Annotated in this window: 16 protein-coding genes; 9 read left to right on the top strand and 7 right to left on the bottom strand. The window is 70.7% G+C overall.

Going from position 1 to position 17,644, the window contains the following annotated elements; translation table 11 throughout:
• The first annotated feature begins 101 nt into the window (after positions 1–101).
• The gene (locus KF737_RS06500; RefSeq protein WP_296451786.1) at positions 102–2,024 is read left to right on the top strand and encodes a nucleoside-diphosphate sugar epimerase/dehydratase; all 1,923 of its coding nucleotides are present in this window, start codon (positions 102–104) and stop codon (positions 2,022–2,024) included.
• Between the two features lie 4 nt (positions 2,025–2,028).
• Here KF737_RS06500 and KF737_RS06495 read toward each other — a convergent pair whose 3' ends face one another.
• Genes KF737_RS06495 through KF737_RS06485 form a run of 3 tightly spaced genes read right to left on the bottom strand, consistent with a single transcriptional unit; the run spans position 2,029 to position 4,638 of the window.
• Positions 2,029–2,472, bottom strand: coding sequence for a type II toxin-antitoxin system VapC family toxin (locus tag KF737_RS06495; RefSeq protein WP_296451784.1), 444 nt, complete (start codon positions 2,470–2,472; stop codon positions 2,029–2,031).
• 8 nt (positions 2,473–2,480) lie between these two features.
• Complete coding sequence (locus KF737_RS06490) at positions 2,481–2,726, bottom strand: type II toxin-antitoxin system Phd/YefM family antitoxin (protein ID WP_296451781.1); 246 nt, start codon at positions 2,724–2,726, stop codon at positions 2,481–2,483.
• Positions 2,727–2,781: 55 nt separating this feature from the next.
• On the bottom strand, positions 2,782–4,638 hold the full coding sequence (locus tag KF737_RS06485) for a phosphoenolpyruvate carboxykinase (GTP) (protein WP_296451779.1): 1,857 nt from the start codon (positions 4,636–4,638) through the stop codon (positions 2,782–2,784).
• 457 nt (positions 4,639–5,095) lie between these two features.
• Here KF737_RS06485 and KF737_RS06480 point away from each other — a divergent pair, with 457 nt between their 5' ends.
• The 7 genes from KF737_RS06480 to KF737_RS06450 all read left to right on the top strand — a co-directional run bounded on the left by KF737_RS06480 (position 5,096) and on the right by KF737_RS06450 (position 12,210).
• Complete coding sequence (locus KF737_RS06480; RefSeq protein WP_296451776.1) at positions 5,096–5,641, top strand: RNA polymerase sigma factor; 546 nt, start codon at positions 5,096–5,098, stop codon at positions 5,639–5,641.
• 100 nt (positions 5,642–5,741) lie between these two features.
• Positions 5,742–6,722, top strand: a complete 981-nt coding sequence (locus tag KF737_RS06475; protein WP_296451773.1) for a FecR domain-containing protein — start codon at positions 5,742–5,744, stop codon at positions 6,720–6,722.
• 63 nt (positions 6,723–6,785) lie between these two features.
• A complete protein-coding gene (locus KF737_RS06470) occupies positions 6,786–9,248 on the top strand; it encodes a TonB-dependent receptor (protein ID WP_296451771.1) in 2,463 nt (820 codons plus the stop codon).
• Positions 9,249–9,326: 78 nt separating this feature from the next.
• Positions 9,327–10,154 carry a glycosyltransferase family 2 protein gene (locus tag KF737_RS06465; RefSeq protein WP_296451768.1) on the top strand — a complete coding sequence of 276 codons (828 nt, stop codon included), beginning with the start codon at positions 9,327–9,329 and terminating at the stop codon, positions 10,152–10,154.
• Positions 10,155–10,219: 65 nt separating this feature from the next.
• Positions 10,220–11,227: an NAD-dependent epimerase gene (locus KF737_RS06460; RefSeq protein ID WP_296451765.1), complete on the top strand. Its 1,008-nt coding sequence runs from the start codon at positions 10,220–10,222 to the stop codon at positions 11,225–11,227.
• A gap of 72 nt (positions 11,228–11,299) precedes the next feature.
• Positions 11,300–11,695 (top strand): MbcA/ParS/Xre antitoxin family protein, encoded by a 396-nt coding sequence (locus KF737_RS06455; protein WP_296451762.1) that lies wholly within the window; start codon positions 11,300–11,302, stop codon positions 11,693–11,695.
• Between the two features lie 5 nt (positions 11,696–11,700).
• Complete coding sequence (locus tag KF737_RS06450; protein WP_296452161.1) at positions 11,701–12,210, top strand: RES domain-containing protein; 510 nt, start codon at positions 11,701–11,703, stop codon at positions 12,208–12,210.
• Here KF737_RS06450 and KF737_RS06445 read toward each other — a convergent pair.
• Together KF737_RS06445 and KF737_RS06440 are read right to left on the bottom strand one after the other, a co-directional pair.
• A complete protein-coding gene (locus KF737_RS06445) occupies positions 12,207–13,439 on the bottom strand; it encodes a Xaa-Pro peptidase family protein (protein WP_296451759.1) in 1,233 nt (410 codons plus the stop codon). The genes KF737_RS06450 and KF737_RS06445 overlap by 4 nt on opposite strands.
• Positions 13,440–13,476: 37 nt before the next feature.
• Positions 13,477–13,953, bottom strand: a complete 477-nt coding sequence (locus KF737_RS06440) for a Rid family hydrolase (RefSeq protein WP_296451757.1) — start codon at positions 13,951–13,953, stop codon at positions 13,477–13,479.
• Positions 13,954–14,195: 242 nt separating this feature from the next.
• Here KF737_RS06440 and KF737_RS06435 point away from each other — a divergent pair, with 242 nt between their 5' ends.
• Entirely contained in the window at positions 14,196–15,365 is a 1,170-nt protein-coding gene (locus tag KF737_RS06435; RefSeq protein ID WP_296451754.1) for a polysaccharide pyruvyl transferase family protein, read from the top strand.
• Here the strand turns inward: KF737_RS06435 and KF737_RS06430 are convergent.
• Positions 15,362–16,651 (bottom strand): nucleotide sugar dehydrogenase, encoded by a 1,290-nt coding sequence (locus tag KF737_RS06430; RefSeq protein ID WP_296451751.1) that lies wholly within the window; start codon positions 16,649–16,651, stop codon positions 15,362–15,364. The two genes, KF737_RS06435 and KF737_RS06430, sit on opposite strands and share 4 nt — an antisense overlap.
• Before the next feature lie 13 nt (positions 16,652–16,664).
• Positions 16,665–17,644 (bottom strand): AGE family epimerase/isomerase (locus KF737_RS06425; RefSeq protein ID WP_296451747.1); only part of this gene is annotated, 980 nt, incomplete at its 5' end.

Here is a 17,644-nt window from a genome sequence, read left to right as displayed (position 1 = left end):
GGAAGAACCTCCGCAAAGTCCTGTTTTCGCTGGCGGTCCCACTCGACGCGCCTATGGTTGGGAATCGACACGACGTGAGCGGAGTTCGGCGCATGGAGCGGATGGCCGTCCGGGCCCAGACCGTCGTGTTCGACGTGCTGCTCGCGGCGCTGGCCTTCGCGGTCGCCTTCTTCGTCACCCCGACCCAGCCCGAACTCGGCTTCGGCCAGGCCGGCGCGATGTCGTTCTTCCAGCTCGCCGCCCTGTACGCCGCCATCGCGGGCGGCTTCAGCATCCTCTTCCGGGGCGAGATGTCGCCCTGGCGCTATGTCTCGATCCCCGACGCCCTCGTGCTGGCGCGCAGCGCGCTGCTGACGGTCGGGGTCTTCCTGCTCGCCTGCTTCGTCCTCGACCGCGCCGAGGGCCTGCCGCGCTCGACACTGGTGATGGCCCCGCTGTTCCAGATGGTCAGCGCCATGGGCGTGCGCATCCTGCGCCGCGCCCTGCACGAGCATGCCCTCGAGACCTTCTCGCCGCTGAAGGCCATCAGCGACCGCATGGCCCAGGCCCCGTCGCTGCTGCTGATCGGCCCGCCGTCGCTGGCCGACACCTACCTGCGCGACATGGCCCGCAGCCATGACCACAGCTATACGCCCGTCGGCATCATCGGCACGGATCGCCGCGACGTGGGCGCCCAGGTCCGCGGGGTCTGCATCCTCGACGCCATCGACCGCCTCGACGAGGCGCTGGCGGACCTGCGCCGCTGGAACCGCTATCCGCGCGCCATCCTCTTCCTGGAGGAGCCTGGCAAGCTGAAGGGCCTCACCGCCGACCTGCTGGGCCGCCTCAAGACCGATGGCGTCCGCCTGCTGCGCCTGCCCTCGATCGTCGAGCTGAGCCACCACGACGGGCTGACGCTCGTCCCGGTGCGCGACATCCACATCGAGGAGTTGCTGGCCCGCGACCCGATCGAGCTCGACCGCGGCGCCATCGGGCGCCTGATCCAGGGCCGCCGCATCCTGGTCACCGGCGCCGGCGGCTCCATCGGCGCGGAGCTCTGCCGCCAGGTCGCCAGCTTCGGCTGCGGCCACCTCACCGTCGTCGACTTCTCCGAGACCGCGCTCTTCGAGATCGAGCGCGAGATGCGCGAGACCTTCCCGCACATCTCGACCAAGGCCGTGCTCTGCGACGTGCGCCACGCCAGGCGGCTGGCCAGCGTGTTCGTGGCCGAGCGCCCCGACCTCGTCTTCCACGCCGCGGCGCTGAAGCATGTCTCGATGGTCGAGCGGCATCCGGCCGAGGGGCTGCTCACCAACGTCATCGGCACCTGGAACGTCTGCGAGGCCGCCAAGGCCGCCGGCGCCGGCCAGATGGTGCTGATCTCCACCGACAAGGCCGTCGACCCCACCAACGCCATGGGCGCCACCAAGCGCCTGGCCGAGGCGGTGATCCAGGCCCAGCAGACCACCAACGACAGCGTCACGCGCTTCTCGGCCGTCCGCTTCGGCAACGTCCTGGGCTCGTCCGGCTCGGTGGTGCCGATCTTCAAGTCGCAGATCGAGCGCGGCGGGCCGGTGACGGTGACGCACCCGGAGATGACGCGCTTCTTCATGACCATCCCCGAGGCGTCGCAGCTCGTCCTGCACGCCACGGCCGCCTGCCACGAGGACGACCGGCGCGACTCCCGCCTCTTCCTGCTGGAGATGGGCGACGCGGTCTCGATCCTGGAGCTGGCGCAGCAGATGATCGCGCTCTCGGGGCGCAAGGACATCGAGATCGAGATCACCGGCCTGCGGCCGGGCGAGAAGCTGACCGAGGCGCTGCTGGACGAGACCGAGACCTCGCTGCCGGCCGCGCACAAGGTCCTGGAGGTCATCACCAACTCGGCCCTGCGGATGACGCCCGGCCATCTGGAGGAACTGGCCCAGGTCGCCCGCGACGGCGACGTCGAGGCCGTCCGGCGCGCCCTCTTCGACCTGGTCGCCCAGGTCCGCGGCGAGAAGCCCGCCGCGCCGCCCAGCCTGCGCGTCGTTACCGGCGGCTGAGCCCTCAGGCGACGATCGGAAAGTCGGCAGGATCGTCCGTCCAGGGATTGAAGGCGCTCCAACCCAGGTTCCGCACATCCTTTAAGTTTCGCGTCGCCACATACAGCCGGCGATGCTGCGCGGTCGCTGTCAGGAGGGCATCGACAACGGGAGGCCGGCCGCCGAACGTCCGCTGATAGCGTCCGGCCAGAGTGCCCCAGAGGCGCACGACATCGCTCTCAAGCGGCAGGACGCGACCCGCGAAATCAGCCTCGAGGCTATCGCGAAAACTCTCGTATTTCCGTTGTCGCGGATCCGCGAGAGGCAGGTGCTCGATACCCTGGTCTATTTCGGCCAGCGTCAGCACGCTCACAAATGTGCGCTCGACGGGTTGCTCGTACAGCCAGCGAACCACGCGGGGATCAGGCTTGGCGCGTAGGGGTTCGGACACGACGTTCGTGTCGAGCAACCACCCTCTCAAAGGTCGATATCTCGGCCGGTGTCAGGGTCGCGCTCGAACTCGAAGTCGATGGGACCGATCGCCCTCAGACGATCGACCCAATGCTTGCCATCGCCGCCCTTGAGCCGCCGATACTCTTCCGTCGACACTACCACCGCAGCCTCGCGGCCACGCACCGTGATCGTTTGCGGCCCCTCGTCCCTAGCCTGCCGCACGACTTCGCTGAGACGCGCCTTCGCCGACTCCAACTTCCATGCGTTCATGCGGCCCTCCATCTAGTCAGCTGACTATATGGAATCTCTGCGCCCCCTAACAAGCCTACTCGGCCGCGACCACCCGCTCGGGCGTCTCCGCGGCTTCGAGACGGGCCACCAGGGCCTCGTACTCGCCCCACAGGGCCTTGGGCGTGGCCTCGCCGAAGCGGTCGTAGAAGGCCGGGATCAGGGCGGCCTCCTTGCGCCAGATCGCCGGGTCGACGCTCAGCAGCAGGTCCAGTTGCGCGTCGGTGAGCGTGAGCCCCGAGGTGTCCAGGCTGGCCTTCGTGGGCAGGCGGCCGATCGGCGTGTCGACGGCGTCGGCCTTGCCGTCCAGGCGTTCGGCGATCCACTTCAGCACGCGGCTGTTCTCGCCGTAGCCGGGCCACACGAACTTCCCGCGCTCGTCCTTGCGGAACCAGTTCACGAAGAAGATGCGGGGCAGCTTCGAGGCGTCCGGCGCCGTCTCGCCCATCTTCAGCCAGTGGCCGAAGTAGTCGCCCATGTTGTAGCCGCAGAAGGGCAGCATCGCGAACGGGTCGCGGCGCAGCTCGCCGATGGCGTTCTCGGCCGCCGCGGTGCCTTCCGAGGCGACGTTCGAGGCCATGAAGACGCCGTGCGTCCAGTCGCGGGCTTCCGTCACCAGCGGCACCGCCGAGGCGCGGCGCCCGCCGAACAGGATGGCCGAGATCGGCACGCCGGCGGGGTCCTCCCACTCGGCCGCGGCCACCGGGCACTGCGAGGCGGGCACGGTGAAGCGCGCGTTCGGGTGCGCGGCCGGCTCGTCGCTGTCGGGCGTCCAGTCGCGGCCCTTCCAGTCGATCAGGTGCGCCGGCGCCTCTTCCGTCAGGCCTTCCCACCAGACGTCGCCGTCGTCGGTCAGCGCCACGTTGGTGAAGATCGAATTGCCCCACAGGGAGTCGATCGCGTTCTTGTTGGTCACCTCGCCGGTGCCGGGCGCGACGCCGAAGAAGCCCGCTTCCGGGTTGATCGCATAGAGGCGGCCGTCGTCGCCGAAGCGCATCCAGCAGATGTCGTCGCCGATCGTCTCGGCCTTCCAGCCCTTCAGCGTCGGCTGCAGCATGGCCATGTTGGTCTTGCCGCAGGCGCTCGGGAAGGCGGCCGCGACGTACTTCGCCTGCCCTTCCGGCGACGTCAGCTTCAGGATCAGCATGTGCTCGGCGAACCAGCCCTCGTCGCGGGCCATGACCGAGGCGATGCGCAGCGCGAAGCACTTCTTGCCCAGCAGGGCGTTGCCGCCGTAGCCCGAGCCGTAGGACCAGATCTCCCGGCTCTCGGGGAAATGGACGATGTACTTGATCTCGTTGCAGGGCCACGGGACGTCCTTGGCCCCGTCCACGAGCGGCAGGCCCACCGAGTGGACGGCCGGCACGAAGAAGCCGTCGTCGCCCAGCATGTCCAGCGCGCCCTTGCCCATCCGGGTCATGATCCGCATCGACACGGCCACATAGGCGCTGTCGGTGATCTCGACGCCGAGCTGGCTGATCTTCGAGCCCAGCGGGCCCATGCAGAACGGCACCACATACATGGTCCGCCCGCGCATCACGCCCTTGAACAGGTCCTTCAGGTCCGACCGCATCTCGGCGGGGTCGAGCCAGTTGTTGGTCGGGCCGGCGTCCTCGGGCCTTTCCGAGCAGATGAACGTGCGGCTCTCGACGCGCGCCACGTCCCGCGGGTCCGACGCCGCGTAGAACGAGTTCGGGCGCTTCTGCGGGTTCAGCGGCTTCAGCGTGCCCGCGGCGACCAGCTCGGCGGTCAGGCGGTCCCACTCCTCGTCCGATCCGTCGCACCAGACCACGCGGTCCGGTTCGGTCATCGCGGCGATGTCACGCACCCACTGTACGAGCTTGGCGTGTCTGGTCGGCGCGGGTTCGAGACCCGGCACGGTCCTAAAGCTCATAGGTCAGCTACTCCTCGAACCCCATTTGAGCGCATCGGGCGTGGCCGTGCGCTGTCTCACCGTGGACAATCGTCATAGTGGCTCCGCGCCGCTCTGCATACCGCGGGCCAGTCCGAACCCCCTCAACATCGCGCTATCGTGTGGACGGATCGAGGAAATGTTCGGCCGGACGGCGCCGCCGGATGCGTTCTCGCGCAACTCCCCCTACGGAAGGTCGAATCATTTTGCGCGGGGTCGACAGAGGGGCTGGACGTGCGGGCCGCTCCCCCGCGACCCGCACGCCACGACGCCATTCCCCAAGGACGGCGGCCCATCCGGGCGCCGCGAACCATAGAGGCGTCGAAGCTTGAGACGCCGCCGAACGCGCCCGCCCCCCCAGCCTGCGACACCGCCGACCGCTCCTGTGACGCGTGCGACGTTGGCGGCGCAGATGGATTCGGGCATTGCTGGGGGCGGCATGAGCCTGTTGGCGGACACCGGGGCCCAGCGGCCCACCGACCCCTTGCTCGAGATCTACCTCGAGCGGCGGGGCAACCTCGTCCGCTACTTCGCCGCCCGCTCCGGCTCGGCGAGCGTCGCCGAGGACCTCGCGCAGGAACTCTACGTCAAGATCGCCACCCGCGACCTGGGCGTGACCGCCGAGAATCCGGTGGCGCTCATCTACCGCATCGCCAACAACGTCATGCTGGACCGCGCCCGCGGCGAGGCCCGAGCGACCGCCCGCGACGCCGCCTGGCGTCGCATCGCGCACGCCACGGTCGGCGACGAGGACGTGGCCGAACTCGTCCCGGCCGACGAGGCCGTCGCGTCGCGACAGCGCCTGCGCCAACTGGTCGAGGCCGCCGGCGATCTGCCCCCACAACAGCAACGCGCCTTCCGAATGCACAAACTGGAAGGAAGGAGCCATGCCGAGACCGCCCAGGCCATGGGCATCTCGGTCAAATCAGTCGAAAAGCATGTCTCGGCCGCACTGAAGGCGCTGACCGCGAGACTGGGCCGATGATTTTCTACCAGGAATTGCATTTTTCGACCGGGGGGTCGGGGCTGTCGGTGACGTCTAAGGGTGCGACGGGCCGTCGCGGGTGGCGGGCCGGAAAGGGCGGATGAACCTCAGTTGGCGATACGGCGACGAGGCCCGGCGCGACGACGCGGCGGCCTGGGTCGTCCGGCTCGAAGCCGGAGACCTCGGTGAACCCGAGGCTGTGGCCTTCGACGCCTGGCTCTCGGCGTCGCCCGAGAACACCTCGGCGTTCGACGCCGCGCTTTCGGTCTCCCAGGCCTACGACGACGCCGGTCCGGCGGTGGCGCGGCGGCTGTCGCAGCGCCGCGCCGTTCCGCTTCGGCACGAGCTGCGCCGCCGCGCGATCGTGGGTTTCGGCGCCGCCGCGGCGGCGGCCGCCCTTGCGGTCGTGATCGCGCCGGGACTCACCGGCCCCGCCACCGAGACCTACGCCACCGCCAAGGGCGAGCGCCGCACGGTCGAGCTCGCCGACGGCTCGACCATCGACCTCAACGGCGGGACGCGGCTGTCGGTGACCCTGGCGCGCGACGGGCGCTATGTGACGCTGAGCGAAGGCCAGGCCGTCTTCGACGTGGCCCATGCCGCACGCCGTCCCTTCTACGTGGCCGCCGGCGACCGCACGGTGCGCGTGGTCGGCACCCAGTTCGACGTCCGCCGCCTGGCCGGCAAGGTCTCGGTCACGGTCGCCCGCGGCGCCGTGGAGGTCCGGCCCGCCGCGGGGGCCGCCGGCAAGGCCTACCGGCTGCACCCGGGCCAGCGCCTCGACCATCAGGAAGGCGCGCCGACCGCCCAGGTCGCCACCGCCGAACCCGCGGAAGTGCTCGGCTGGCGCACCGGCCGTCTCGTCTATCGCGGACAGCCTCTGAGCGAGGTTGTCGCCGACCTCAACCAGCAGTTTTCAACCCAGATCCACATCGAGGACGCGGCTCTTGCGGCGACGCCCATCTCCGGCGTCCTCGTCCTGGACAGCCAGGATGCGGTAATCCGTCGCCTCGCCTTGCTCGTTCCCGTCAGCGCGGTACGTTCCGGCCCAGGTCTGGTCCTCAAGCGCGATCCTGCGTAGGGCCTGTCAACCGGGGCGCGTGGAGCCATTCGACGGCGGAGCCTGTCTCTGCAGGGTGTCCTGTTGGGCGGTGTCGCCCTCGCCTGCGCGGCGGGGCGAACGGCCGACGCCGCCGAATCGCGCCTGCGCGTCCAGATCCCGCCGCGCACCTACGCCGACGCCCTGATCGACCTCGGCCTGCAGGCCAACGTCTCCATCCTGGGCACCGCCAGCTGCGGTTCCGGCGGCCGCGTCGAGGTTTCGGGCCGCTACACGCTGGAAGAAGCGCTCGGCCGCATCCTGGCCGGCGCGCCCTGCCGCTATCGGATCGTCGACGCGCGGACCGTACGGATCACGGCCGCGCCGCCGCTCATCGAGCTGCCGCCGACCCGCGACCCGCCGCACACGCAGACCGTCGTGGCGGAGGTGATGGTCACCGCCACCAAACGCCCGGCCGCGCCGAATCGCCTGCCCGCCGGCGTCAGCGCCATCTCCCGCGACCAGATCGCCAGCACCCGCGCCAACGACGTCGGCCAGACCATCGGACAGCTCGCCGGGGTGCTTTCGACCAACCTCGGCCCCGGCCGCGACAAGCTTCTCATCCGCGGCCTTTCGGACGGCGCCTTCACGGGGCGCACGCGGACCACGGTCTCGACCTATCTCGACGACGCCCCGATCAACTTCAACGCCCCCGATCCCGACCTTCGGCTGGTCGACGTCGAGCGGATCGAGGTGGTGCGGGGGCCACAAGGGGCGCTCTACGGCTCGGGCTCGATCGCCGGCATCTACAAGATCGTCACGGCCAAGCCCGACCTCGCGCACATGGAGGCCGGCGCCTCGGCTTCGATCGCCACCACCAAGGGCGGCGGAACCAGCCACGACATCGACGGCTACCTGAGCGTCCCGATCGTACACGACAGGATCGGGGTCCGGCTCGCCGCCTATCGCGAGGTCCAGGGCGGCTACCTCGACGACCTCGTGCTGCGCAGCACCAATGTGGATCAGACGCGCCGCGACGGGGGCCGCCTCAGCGTGCGCGTCCAGTTCGACGACCACTGGCGCCTGGATGCGCTCGCCGCCACCCAGCACCTGCGCTCGAACGACACCCAGTACGTCATCTCGCCGATGACCGCGGTGACGCGCCGCATGCCCGGCATGCCGCAGGAGGCCGGCGATGGAGCCGTCGGCGCGCCCGACGGGCGCGGCAACCGCATCCGCGAGACGCACAACAACGACTTCTCCTCCGCCGGCGCCACGCTGAACGGCGAGTACGGCTGGGGCAGCGTCACCTCGTCGACGAACTTCATCCACCACGTCTTCTCGAGCCAGTACGACGCGACCGCCACCCGCGGGCTCTTCGCGGCGGACCTCGCGGAGCTCGGCGTCTATGGCGAGACGACCCGTTCCAACATGTTCGTGCAGGATCTCGTGGCCCGATCGGAGAACTCCGGCAGGCTGGACTGGCTGATCGGCGTCTATGCCGCCCGCACCGTGGCGCGCACGCCGTCGTCGCTGGCGTTCCTGGCCCCCGGCGTGGTCCAGACGGCCTATATGGAGAACCGGAAGGATCGGCTCTCCGAGTACGCGCTCTATGGCGAGGCGACCTACGACCTGGGCGACGGCTGGACCGCGTCGCTGGGCGGCCGCACGTTCGAGAGCCGGGTGCGCACCACCGCCGACCTGCGGATCAGGGCCCCCTTCGCGTCGCGCTTCTTCGATCAGAAGCGCGGCTTCGACGGCTTCTCGCCCAAGATCTCGCTGCAGCGCGAGTTCACGAACGGCGACCTCGTCTACGCCCTCGTCACGGAAGGCTACAGGCCCGGCGGTTTCAACTCCTCGGGCTTCCTGCCGATCCGCGCGGCGCGCACGACGTTCCGCCCCGATCGGCTACGCAACTTCGAGCTCGGCGCGAAATTCCGACGGCTCGACAACCGGCTCATCGTCCGCACGGCCGCCTACTATGACGACTGGGCCAACATCCAGACGGACCAGTACCGGCAGTCAGGCCTCGCCTACACGGCCAACGTGGGCGATGCACGCATCCTCGGCGTCGAAGCCGAGGTGAGCTACGACTTCCCCTTCGGCCTGTCGCTGCAGGCCAACGGCCTCGTCTCGGACTCCAAGGTCCGCAACATCAATCCCGACTTCCCGACCACGCCGACCACACGCATCGCCGACAAGCTGCCCGGCGTGCCCGACCTCTCGGCGGGGCTGCTCGCGGTCTACCGGCGGCCCCTGAACGACGCGCTGACCCTGAGGCTCGTGGGCGAGGCCAGCTACGTGGGCCGCTCCGGACTTTCGTTCGACCAGCCGCCCCGGACCGACCAATACCTGCGCACCGAGCTCTCCGCGGAAGTGTCCGGCAACCACTGGCGCCTGACCGCCTTCGTCACCAATCCGCTGAACGACGACGGCGACACCTTCTCGTACGGCAATCCCTTCAGTTTCGCCGACGATCCGACCACGACCGACGTGATCGAAGCCGTCCGCCAGGCTACCCCGCAGCGCCCCCGCACCTTCGGCCTGCGACTCGCCGCCGCATTCTGAACATAAAGCCGGACGGCCGCTGGGGGGCCGTCTTCGCCCGCGGCGTCTAATCCCATGGTGGGACGGGAGCGGGGAAACGTGGCGAAGCTCACGGCGATCGTTTGCGTGCAGAACCAGGAGGCGCTCCTGGACGCATGCCTGAGGAAGCTCAGCTTCTGCGACGAGGTCGTGGTGGTCGCCGACCGCTGCACCGATCGCAGCCAGGAGATCGCGCGCCGGCACGGCGCGGTCGTGATCGACGGCATCTTCCCGCTGGAGAGCCAGCGCAAGCTGGCCGGCGTCGAAGCCGCCTCCTCGCAGTGGATCCTGGAGGTCGAGCCCGACGAGCTGGTCGACGCCGCCGTCGCCTGGGAGATCCGCGCCGCCATCCAGATGCGCCCCGTCGGCGACTGGTACGACCTGCCGATCGACAACTACGTGGGCGAGACCCTCGTGCGCAACGGCTGGGCCGGCGCGCTCGGCGCCCGCCGGGGGGCCCGGCTCTTCAAGCGTGGCCTGAAGGCCTGGGAGCCGCGTCGCCTCAACGCCCCCTACGTGCTCGCCGGCGCGCCCGGTGGCGCGCTCAAGGGCGCGATCCGCCGCGTGGTGGGCCGGGACGTCGGCGGCCTGATGGAACGCCTCAACCGGCTGACCGGCCTCGCCGCCGAGGATCTGGCCGACGACGGCCGCGCCAGGGGGCTGACCTCCAGCCTGCTGGCGGCCGCGGCGACCTTCCTGACCGGCTACGTGGTCCGCGGCGGCTTCCGCGAAGGCCGCCTGGGCTTCCTGGTCGCCGGCCTCTCGGCGATGTTCCCGGTGCTCAGCCAGATGCGCGCCGTCGAGGTGATCGAGGCCCGCAAGGCCGCCGTCGCCGCCGAGGAGACCCGCGCCGTGCCTCCGCGCAACGTGGTCGGCCTCGGACGCTAGCCTTCGCGGCCGACGCCCTTTACCTCAGGCGGAGCGCGATCCCGCGCGTGTCCTGAGGCGCTCGCTTGACGATCCTGGTCACCGGCTCGGCCGGCTTCATCGGCTTCCACCTCTCGCGCCGCCTGCTCGAGGCGGGCCGGGCGGTGGTCGGCCTCGACATCCTCAACGCCTACTACGATCCCAGGCTGAAGGCGGCCCGCCTCGCGATCCTCGAAGGCTACGCGGGCTACCGCCACGCGGCCGTCGATCTCGCCGACCGTGAACGCATGCCGCAGGTGTTCGCCGAGACGAAGCCCGCCGCGGTGGTCAACCTCGCCGCCCAGGCCGGCGTCCGCTACAGCCTGGAGAGCCCCGAGACCTACGTGGACTCCAACGTCGTGGGCTTCCTGAACATCCTGGAGGGTTGCCGCGCGCACCCGCCGCGCCACCTGGTCTACGCCTCGACCAGCTCGATCTACGGCAACCACGCGAACCTGCCGTTCAGCGTCCACGACGCCGCCACCCATCCGATCACGCTCTACTCGGCCAGCAAGGCGGCCAACGAGGCGATGGCCCACGCCTACGCCCACCTCTTCGGCATCCCCGCCACCGGCTTCCGGTTCTTCACCGTCTACGGCCCCTGGGGCCGGCCCGACATGGCGCTCTTCAAGTTCACCGACGCGATCCTGAAGGGCCAGCCCATCGACGTGTACGGCGAGGGCCGGATGCAGCGCGACTTCACCTACGTCGACGACATCGTGGATGGCCTGGTCGCCGCCATCGAGCGCCCGCCCGCGCCGAACCCCGCCTGGGACGCCACTAGGCCCGACCCCGCCACCAGCGCCGCGCCCTGGCGCATCCTGAACCTCGGCGCCAGCCGCCGCGTCGAGCTGATGCGCTACATCGAGGTGCTGGAGGAGAAGCTCGGCAGGAAGGCCGAGATCAACTTCCTGCCCATGCAGCCCGGCGACGTCTCCGCCACCGAGGCCGACACCGCCGAGACCCAGGCCGTCCTCGACTACGCCCCCTCGACCTCCATCGACGTCGGCGTCGGCCGCTTCGTCGACTGGTACCGCGAGTACTACGGGGTGTGAGGCGGCGCGGAATTTGAACTCAAGGAACCAATGCCCTATGTTATGTCCTGATACTGGGACAGATTGACAGGCATGGCCATGACCGCTCGCAGCGCAGCCCTTCGCCAGCCCCCCCTTCGCTCTGCGGCCGACGTGCTCGGCCCCAGCGGCGTCGACCTGCTCGGCGCGGCCACGCTGTTCGGCATGACCAACGCGCAATTGGCCGATACAGCCGGTCTGGCCCGCGAGACGTTGCAGAAGGTCGAACGGCGCAACGCGCCGAAGACCCAGAGCCGCCTGCGCGAGATGCTGGAAATCCTGCGCCGGATCGAAGACTGGGCCGGCGGCCCCGCCCAGGCCATGGCCTGGTACCGCGCCGAGCCCATTCCCGCCTTCGGCCAGCGGACGGCCGAGTCCCTCGTGAAGTCCGGCGACGCCGCCGCCGTCCGTGACTACCTCGATCACGTCGCCACCGGCGGCTACGCTTGAGGTTCGTGGGCGAGGCGTTCCGAGCCCACGATCCCCGCTGGTCCTGGACACCGCTCTCGGGGCGCGGTGCGGCGTTGCGAGGCGGCCGGTTCAACTGGCCGGGCCTCGAAGCGCTCTACCTCTCGCTCTCACCGATGACGGCGGTGCGGGAGGCTGCGGGCGGCTTCCTTCATCGGCTCGAACCTCTGCTCCTCTGCGCGTACACGATCGACTGCGACGACGTGGTCGACCTTCGGACGCCGGCGGCTTGCGCGGTGCAGGCGGTACAGCCCGACGACCTTGCCTGCGCGTGGGCCGAAGACCGCGCGGCCGGGCGGCGCCCGGCTTCGCATGAGGTCGTGAAGCGCCTCCTCGACCGGAACGCCGCGGGCATGCTGGCGCCCAGCTATGCGCACGGCGCAGCCTCCGGCGACACGAACCTGATCCTCTGGCGATGGGGACCCGACCTGCCGCATCGGGTGCAGGCGCACGACCCCTCGGGCCGGCTACCCAGGAACCAGCTCTCCTGGACCTAGACCGGCTCGTCCAGCGACTTCGAGGGCTGCGAGAACCACTTCGGGCCCTGCTCCGTCATGTGGAAGCAGTCCTCCAGGCGGATGCCGAACTCGCCGGGGATGTAGAGGCCGGGCTCGTCCGAGAAGCACATGCCGGGCGCCAGCGTCGTCGCCTCCCCGCGGACCAGGTTCACCGGCTCGTGGCCGTCCATGCCGATGCCGTGGCCGGTGCGGTGCGACAGGCCCGGCAGCCTGTAGTCGGGGCCGTAGCCCAGGCTGGCGTAGTAGCCGCGCGCCGCGTCGTCGACGCTGCCGCAGGTCGCGCCCAGCCTCGCCGCGGCGAAGGCGAGGTCCTGCCCGCGCTTCACCTCGTTCCACACCTTGCGTTGCCTGGCCGTGGCCTCGCCGAACACCAGCGTGCGCGAGATGTCGGACTGGTAGCCCTCGAAGACGCAGCCGCAGTCCATCAGCACCACCTCGCCGGGCTTCACCGCCTGGGGCTTGCCCGACCCGTGCGGATAGGCCGAGGCCTCGCCCAGCAGGATCAGCGAGAACTCGGGCTCGCCGCCGAGCTGCGCCGTGGCGCGGTCCATGATCGCCCCGATGTCGGAGGGCCGCATGCCGGCCCCGATGCGCGGGATCGTGTAGCGGTAGGCCGCCATGGTGATGTCCGACGCGCGCTGCATCAGCGCGATCTCGGGCGCGGTCTTGATCATCCGGCAGCCGCGGACCACCGGCGCGCCGTTCCTGAGCTGGACCGTCGGCAGGTTCCGCTTCAGGCCGTCGACGATGAAGTAGCGGCTGGTCTCCTCGACGCCGACGACGCCGGACGCCAGCTTGCGGTCCTTCAGCCACCCGGCGACCAGGGCCAGAGGATCCTCGTGCTCCTGCCAGGTGCGCACGCTGGCGGCGACGCCCAGGCTCTCGCGGACCGACGGCTCCTCGAAGAAGGGCGTGACGATCGTCACCTCGCCGTCCGCCGGGATCAGCGCGCAGGTGAGCCGCTCGCTGCGGCCCCAGCGCACGCCGGTGAAGTAGGTGAGGCTGGAGCCCGGTTCGACCAGCAGGGCCGAGACGCCCAGCTCGCGCATCAGCCGCTGCGCCCTGGCGATCCGCGCCTCGCGCTCGGGCCGGCCGATGGGCGGCGGTGCCGGCCCCAGTTCCCGGAGGCCGGGGATCGCCGCGCCCCATCCGATGGCCGGCGCGGCGGCGGCCGCCGCGCCCAGGGCGAAGAACTGGCGTCGATCCATGGCCGGCACGCTCGCGCGACTCCGGCCCGCGCTCAAGTCAGGGCTTCTTCGCCGCCTGCACCTCGATCTCGACCATCATGCCCGGCCGCACCAGGCCCGCGACCTGCGAGGTGATCCGGGCCGGCTTCTTCTTCAGCGGGCCGTAGACGGCGTTGTAGCTCTCCATCATGCCGGCGAAGTCCATGCCGCCGCCCTTGGCGGGATCGCCGACCAGCAGCACGCGCATCATCACCACGTCCTCCCAGCCGTAGCCCTGGCCCTGCAGGATCGCGCCGATCCTGCCGAGCACGCTCGCCGTCTGGGTCTTGGTGTCGCCGAACGCGCGATCGGCCGGCGCGCCCGCCACCACGTCGGGCGTGATGCCGCTGACGTAGAGCGTCTCGGATCCCGCCGGGACCTTCACGGCGCTGGAGATGAAGCTGTTCTGCGGATTGACGTGGACGTTCTCGGCGCTGGCCGCGCCCGCGAAGGCGACGCCCGCCAGGACGGCGGCGGACAGGAGCAGGTGACGCATGGACGGTTCCCCCAGGCTGGCTTCAGGCGGCGGGCCGCGCGGCGCGGCCTTCCGCCATGGACTGTGACACGCGCGACGCGATCCGGCCTAGGGTCCTCTGCGCCGAACGCGCCGCCTTCGGGATCAGCGGCGACGACCATGGCAAGCTCGGCTACACGGCCTGAGGCCACGCTTTACCGGGGCTCGGCGGCGGGATATCCGCTGAGCCGCGTCGGCGTTCGACTCGGCGCGCAGAGGCGCTGATGACGGGCAAGGATATCAAGATCGGCCTGCTCTGGCACTCCGCCAGCGCCGGCAACCTGGGCGTCGGCGCGCTCACCCTCGGCAACATGGCCATCGTGCGCGGCGTCTGCGCCGAACTGGGCCTGACGCCCCGTTTCACGATCATCGGCATGCGCGACGGCATGGACCGCTATGTGCCGGCGGAGGAAGCGCCGCAGTTCGTCGTCGACACCCGCGCGGTGGTCGACCCGCGCCGCGCCTTCCGCACGCTGAACGCGCAGGACTGCGTGCTCGACATCGGCAGCGGCGACAGCTTCACCGACATATACGGCCCCAAACGCTTCGCCTTCCTGTGGTCGACGAAGATGCTGACCATCCTGGGCGGGACACCGCTCCTGCTCTCGCCGCAGACCATCGGGCCGTTCAGCCGCCAGCCGCAGTCCATGATGGCCGGCTGGGCGATGAACCGCGCCGAGGCGGTCATCACCCGCGACCTGCCGTCGGTCGAAGCCACGGCCAAGCTGGCGCCCAGGGCGCGTTGCGCCATGGCCACCGACGTGGCCTTCGCGGTGCCGTTTCAGGACCGCAGCGCCGAGCGTGGCGGCCGGACCCCTCGCGTCGGGGTCAACGTCTCGGGCCTGCTGCTGCATGAAGCCACCGCCGGCACGAATCGGTTCGGTCTGGAGGTCGACTACGCCGCCCTCAGCCACGGCGTCATGGAAGGCCTCCGCGCCAAGGGCGCGCAGGTCTGCCTGTTCACCCACGCCCGTGGCTTCTCGGCCGACGACGACGACGGCCGCGCCGCCGACCAGTTCGCCGAACGTCACCCCTGGGCCGAGCGCGTGCCGGACTTCCCGGGACCGATGGAGGCCAAGTCGTTCCTGTCCAGCCTGGATTTCGTGGTCTCGGCGCGCATGCACGCCTGTATCGGCTCGCTCTCCAGCGGCACGCCGGTGGCGCCGATCGCCTACAGCCGCAAGTTCCGCGGCCTCTTCGACCTCATCGGCTACCCGTGGCGGATCGAGGTGCAGGGCCGGACCACCGAGGCCGCGCTCGCCTACATCCTCGACGCCTTCGACCGCCGCGCCGAGCTCGCGGCCGACGCGCAAGGCGCCATGCAGAAGGTGGACGACTACCTTGAGGTCTACCGCGAGGCGCTCCGCAGCCTCTTCCGGAAGGTGACGGCTTAGAGCCGCAGGTCGGCGGCCGTCTTCGGCAGCAGCGCCTTCACGTCGAACATCACCGCGCCCGACGTTCCGAGCGCGCGGATCCTGTCCGGCCCGAGCGCCGCGAACTCCCGGTGCGCCACGGCCAGCACGACCCCGTCGTAGGCCCCGGCCGCCGGCGCGGCGATGAGCTCCAGGCCGTACTCCTCGCGGGCCGCCTCGGGCGCGATCCACGGGTCCCAGACGTCGACGGCGGCGCCGTAGTCTTCCAGCTCGCGCACGATGTCGATGACGCGGGTGTTGCGCAGGTCGGGCGTGTTCTCCTTGAACGCCAGCCCCATCACCAGCACGCGGGCGCCCTTCACCAGCACGCCGCGCCGGATCATCGCCTTCACCAGCTCGCGCGCCACATAGCCGCCCATGCCGTCGTTGATGCGCCGGCCGGCCAGGATCACCTCGGGGCGATAGCCCAGCGCCTCGGCCTTGTGGGTCAGGTAGTAGGGGTCGACCCCGATGCAGTGGCCGCCGACCAGGCCGGGCCGGAAGTTCAGGAAGTTCCACTTGGTGGCCGCCGCCGCCAGCACCTCCTGGGTGTCGATCCCCAGCCGGTGGAAGATCAGGGCGAACTCGTTGACGAGCGCGATGTTCAGGTCGCGCTGGGTGTTCTCGATCACCTTCGCCGCCTCGGCCACCTTGATCGAGCTGGCGCGGTGCGTGCCGGCCGTCACCACCGAAGCGTAGAGCGCGTCCACGAAGTCCGCCGCCTCGGGCGTCGAGCCCGACGTCACCTTCACGATGTCGGCCAGGCGGTGGTTGGCGTCGCCCGGATTGGCCCGCTCGGGGCTGTAGCCGGCGTGGAAGTCGCGGTTGAACGCGAGCCCCGAGACCTGCGCCACCACCGGCACGCAGTCCTCCTCCGTCGCGCCGGGATAGACGGTGGACTCGTAGATCACCACCCCGCCCTTCCCGATCGCCCCGCCGACCGTGCGGCTGGCCGCCATCAGGGCCGTGAGGTCGGGCCGCTTGTGGTCGTCGATCGGCGTGGGCACGGTGACGATGAAGACGTTGCACCCGGCGAGGCCCGCGGGATCCGCCGTGAAGGTCAGCCGGCTCGCCGCCTTCAGCACCTCGGGCGCGACTTCCAGCGTGCGGTCCGAACCCGCCGCGAGCTCGCTCACGCGCGCGGCCGACAGGTCGAAGCCCACGACATCGTGCTCCGCCGCGAACGCCACGGCCAGCGGCAGGCCCACATAGCCCAGGCCGATCACGGCGATCTTCGCCGGCGTCTCGGTGAAGGGATTCAGCACCATCGGCGGCGCTCTATCACGGTTTGCCCGCGAAGTCGGAACGGGAGACCTGGGCCAGTTCGCGGATCGCCAGGTAGAGGTGGTAGAGCGAGGTCGCCGGCGACGGCTCCTCGAGGAAGCGCCCGTCCGCTCCCATCCGCTCGCGCCAGGCGCCCGCCTGCGGCGTCTCGAGGTAGGCGACGAGGCCGTTGGCGGCCTCCAGCGCCGCCGCGGTCTCGCCCAGGATCAGCGCCGCCTTCAGGTGCTCGGTCTGAGGCCAGAGCCGCGCGCCGGCGTCGCGGACGCTGAGGTCGCGCCGAAGTGCGTTGCAGACCACGCCCCGCCCGGCATCGAACGCACCGCGCCCCACGTCGAACAGCCGACGCGCCGCCGCCCGCGCATCGGGCCGCCGCCGCGCCACGCCCCACTGTTCCAGCAGCCACGCCCACTCGAACTGATGCCCCGGCTCGACCACCGCGTCGTCGCCGCCGAGCGCCATCCACCCGGCGTCGAAGAACTCCCGGAGCGCCCCGCTGGCCGGGTCGATGAACCGGTCCAGCGCCAGGGCCGCGATCTCGTCCGCCAACGCCGTCCAGGCCGCGCCGCCGCCGGCGGCCTCCCAGGCGAGCGCCGCCTCGAACAGGTGCATGTGCGCATTGGCCTGGAACGGCCGGTCGCCCGCTTCCCGGAACCCGCCCGCCGGATGCCTCAGCGCCTGGAGCGCGGCCAGGATCGACCGCGCCTCTTCCGCATCGCCCAGGGCCGCCAGCGCCAGAAGAATGAAGGCGTGCTCGTAGAGGTAGGGCTGGGGATCGGCGACCTCGCCGGCCGTCGTGAGGCTCGCCGCATAGAGGCCGTCGTCGCGGCGACCGCGGGCCCCGAACCAAGCCCAGCCGTCCCGTGCCACCAGGCCCCAGGGCCCGATGGGCCCCTCGGCCGCGGCGCTCGCGAACACGAACGCCTGCCGCGCCGCGACCCGGGCCCGGCGGCGGGGATCGTGCGCCTCGCCCGCCCAGG

The sequence above is a fragment of the Phenylobacterium sp. genome (assembly GCF_019636135.1).
In the GTDB taxonomy this organism is placed as follows: Bacteria; Pseudomonadota; Alphaproteobacteria; order Caulobacterales; family Caulobacteraceae; genus Phenylobacterium.
This window is presented reverse-complemented; position numbering and strand designations above follow the sequence as displayed.

Bases quoted from the DNA above. Each gene is read 5' to 3' on its own strand.
- KF737_RS06500 (WP_296451786.1), top strand. From the start codon at position 102: ATGGCCGTCCGGGCCCAGACCGTCGTGTTCGACGTGCTGCTCGCGGCG.
- KF737_RS06490 (WP_296451781.1), bottom strand. From the start codon at position 2,726: ATGAACGCATGGAAGTTGGAGTCGGCGAAGGCGCGTCTCAGCGAAGTC.
- KF737_RS06485 (WP_296451779.1), bottom strand. From the start codon at position 4,638: ATGAGCTTTAGGACCGTGCCGGGTCTCGAACCCGCGCCGACCAGACAC.
- KF737_RS06480 (WP_296451776.1), top strand. From the start codon at position 5,096: ATGAGCCTGTTGGCGGACACCGGGGCCCAGCGGCCCACCGACCCCTTG.
- KF737_RS06475 (WP_296451773.1), top strand. From the start codon at position 5,742: ATGAACCTCAGTTGGCGATACGGCGACGAGGCCCGGCGCGACGACGCG.
- KF737_RS06455 (WP_296451762.1), top strand. From the start codon at position 11,300: ATGGCCATGACCGCTCGCAGCGCAGCCCTTCGCCAGCCCCCCCTTCGC.
- KF737_RS06445 (WP_296451759.1), bottom strand. From the start codon at position 13,439: ATGGATCGACGCCAGTTCTTCGCCCTGGGCGCGGCGGCCGCCGCCGCG.
- KF737_RS06440 (WP_296451757.1), bottom strand. From the start codon at position 13,953: ATGCGTCACCTGCTCCTGTCCGCCGCCGTCCTGGCGGGCGTCGCCTTC.
- KF737_RS06435 (WP_296451754.1), top strand. From the start codon at position 14,196: ATGACGGGCAAGGATATCAAGATCGGCCTGCTCTGGCACTCCGCCAGC.
- KF737_RS06430 (WP_296451751.1), bottom strand. From the start codon at position 16,651: ATGGTGCTGAATCCCTTCACCGAGACGCCGGCGAAGATCGCCGTGATC.